The sequence below is a fragment of the Helicobacter sp. MIT 14-3879 genome (assembly GCF_003364125.1).
In genome coordinates, this window is the sequence record NZ_NXLP01000108.1 from 1 (window position 1) to 3,274 (window position 3,274).

Here is a 3,274-nt window from a genome sequence, read left to right on the forward strand (position 1 = left end):
ACAAAAAAAGAATTAATAGAACTCCTCAATAAAAAAGAAATGTTAAATGGCAAAGAAATTGAGAGCATAAAACTAGATGAAATTGACACTTCAAAGATTGCAGATATGAGCTTTCTCTTTGCCAATATGAGTGATGAAGAATGTAAAGAAATTATGAATGCAAGCGAGAGTGAAAAAGAAACTTTAAAAAACAATAAGGTAAATGTAGATTCTATGATTTATTCTTGTAAGAATCCTGTAAAAAGACAAGACTTTAGTGGGATAGAATCTTGGAATGTCAGCAGTGTAGTAACTATGCAGGGTATGTTTACTTATGCAAGCTCTTTTAATCAGCCCCTACATAAATGGAATGTGAGTAAGGTAAAAGATATGATGGGTATGTTTGCAGGGGCAGAATCCTTTAATCAACCTCTAAATAAATGGAATGTGAGCAATGTAAAAAATATGATAAGTATGTTTGATGAAGCAAAGAGCTTTAATCAGCCTCTAAATGCTTGGAATGTAAGTAAGGTAGAAAATATGATGAGTATGTTTAAGAGGGCAGAATCTTTTAATCAGAATCTAAATGCTTGGAATGTCAGTAAGGTAGAAAATATGGGTTATATGTTTGCTTTTGCAAAATCTTTTAATCAACCCCTAGATTCTTGGGATGTTAGCAGTGTAGAAAATATGGATAGTATGTTTTATAAAGCAAAATCTTTTAATCAAAATCTGGATTCTTGGGGAGATAAGATTCCTAAGTATTGCAATATAGAGAGTATGTTTTATAACTCTGCAATGGAAAATAATCCACCAAAGTGGTGGGAAAAACGGCTTGAAGAAATGTCAAAATAACTTTTAAAATAGTAAAACAAAGAAACAATTTATTAAGGAAACACGAAAAACACAATATAATATAACAATAAAATGTCATATTATATAGTTAAAAACAACATAAGGAAACCAAAATTTATTAAACAAATCAAATTTATTAAACAAACACAAAAAACACAATATAAGGAGAACACAAAATGAAAAGTCTAATGACAGCTATAAAGATTCTTTTAACTGCCTTTTTGCTTAGTGCTTATGTGGGTATGCAAGTTTTTGCTAATGCAAAACCTAGTAAATATCACCCACAGACAAAAGAAGAATTAATAAAGCTATTGCAAGATGAGAGCATAAAACTAGATGAAATTGATACTTCAAAGATTACAGATATGAGCTTTCTCTTTGCTAATGTTAGTGATGATTTCTGCAAAGGAGCTATAAATGCAAGCGAGAGTAAAAAAGAAATTGTAAAAAAAGCTGGAGTAAATGTAGATTCTATCATCTATTCTTGTAAGAATCCTGTAAAAAGACAAGACTTTAGCGGGATAGAATCTTGGGACACAGGCAAAGTAGAAAATATGAGTTATATGTTTGCTTATGCAAGCTCTTTCAATCAGCCCCTAAATAGCTGGAATGTGAGTAAGGTAGTTACTATGATAGGTATGTTTGCAGGGGCAGTATCCTTTAATCAGCCCCTAAATAAATGGAATGTGAGTAAGGTTAAAGATATGAGTTATATGTTTACTTTTGCAAAATCTTTCAATCAACCCCTAGATAAATGGAATGTGAGTAATGTAGTTACTATGATAGGTATGTTTGCAAAAGCAAAATCTTTTAATCAGCCTCTAAATTCTTGGGATGTAAGTCAAGTTAAAGATATGAGTTTTATGTTTGCTTTTGCAAAATCTTTTAATCAGCCTCTAAATTCTTGGGATGTAAGTCAAGTTAAAGATATGAGTTATATGTTTTATAACTCTCCCTTGCAAGATAATCCACCAAAGTGGTATAGGCAAGAATGATGAAAGAAAATTATAAAATTACTAAGTTAAACTCTCAAAGTTGTCATTATTTAGCAAAGATTCTATTGCAAATAGGTTTTGCTAGAGATACTTCGGCTAACGCCTTTAGTAATGACAAGTGTAAATTTAAGCTTAGAATCTAAGTAATGACAAGTTTGAGGATTCCGAGATTCTTCGCTTTCGCTCAACACGACAAAGTGGATTGTCATTCTGAAGTCTTGCTTGCAAAATAAAGAATTCCATTATCCTATTTAAGGACTTTAAATTTTGTCATTCCAAACTTTGCAAAGCAAAGTGAAAAATCCATAGAATCCTCCTACTAGATTCTAAAAGAGCAAAGAATCTAAAGATTCAAAGAGAATAAGAGAGACAAAAAATTAAAAGAGTAAAGAATCTAAAGCTTTAATAAAACTTTCAAATGAGGCTAAGTGTAGAATCTTTTAAGTTTCTTTAACCAAAGGTTTTAACACAAAAGATACTACATTAAGAGATTCTTCAGTCGCTTTACTCCTTCAGAATGACAAGGTGAGTTTGCAAGAGACTTCACAATGACAATCCCTCTTATCTTGTTAAGGGAAAGCAAACACCTCTTAGAATCAATGAGAGATTCTTCAGCCTTGCTACGCAGGACTTCATAATGATAAAGGCTGCTAGATTATTTAGTAATGACAAGTTACTATTTGTGTTAATTTAACTAAGATTTGACAAATTGTTACTTATTTTAGATTCTTTTAGAGATTCTTCGCTTGTTTCACAAGCTTCAGAATGACAAAATTTAAAGTCCTTAAATAGGATAATGGAATTCTTCACTTTGCAAACAAAGCTCAGAATGACAAAGGCTGCTAGATTATTCAGTAATGACAAGTTACTATTTGTGTTAATTTAACTAAGATTTGACAAATTGTTACTTATTTTAGATTCTATTAGAGATTCTTCGCTTGTTTCACAAGCTTCAGAATGACAAAGTTTAAAGTCCTTAAATAGGATAATGGAATTCTTCACTTTGCAAGCAAAGCTTCAGAACGACAAAAAAAGGCAATTCACAAGCATTTAAGTATACAAGGTAATACATTGTAAATAGGATAAGAATGCCACTAAAACATTTTTTACAAATAAGCAAGTATGTTATAATTTTTAGATTAAGTTGTAGATTAATATTTTAACTTAACATTTTAGATTAACCTTTAGATTAATATTTAAGATTAGCTTATGACTCAATATTTAATTTAACATTTTAGCTTAACATAAGGAGCAAATTATGACAACAAACTATTACATCAGTTGTAATGCGTCCAATATTTAGCTTAAGTTTTTAGATTAACATTTTAACTTAACATTTTAGATTGATATTTAGCTTAAGCTTTGAACTTAATATTTAATTTAATATTTAAGATTAAGTTATGACTTGATATTTTAAGATTAAGTTGTAGATTAATTGTTGGATT

At 29.9% G+C, this 3,274-nt stretch carries 3 protein-coding genes; all 3 read left to right on the forward strand.

The features are described from left to right. On the forward strand, positions 1–834 hold an 834-nt coding region (locus CQA44_RS11615; RefSeq protein ID WP_115547373.1), incomplete at its 5' end, for a BspA family leucine-rich repeat surface protein. Positions 835–1,010: 176 nt separating this feature from the next. Continuing rightward, a complete protein-coding gene (locus CQA44_RS11620) occupies positions 1,011–1,829 on the forward strand; it encodes a BspA family leucine-rich repeat surface protein (RefSeq protein WP_220272161.1) in 819 nt (272 codons plus the stop codon). Next, entirely contained in the window at positions 1,829–1,972 is a 144-nt protein-coding gene (locus tag CQA44_RS12775) for a hypothetical protein (protein ID WP_181881902.1), read from the forward strand. Before CQA44_RS11620 ends, CQA44_RS12775 begins: the two co-directional genes overlap by 1 nt. Positions 1,973–3,274: the final 1,302 nt, after the last annotated feature.

What these genes read in the sequence shown, in the direction of transcription:
- CQA44_RS11620 (WP_220272161.1), top strand. Translation starts at nt 1,011, where the DNA reads ATGAAAAGTCTAATGACAGCTATAAAGATTCTTTTAACTGCCTTTTTG.
- CQA44_RS12775 (WP_181881902.1), top strand. Translation starts at nt 1,829, where the DNA reads ATGAAAGAAAATTATAAAATTACTAAGTTAAACTCTCAAAGTTGTCAT.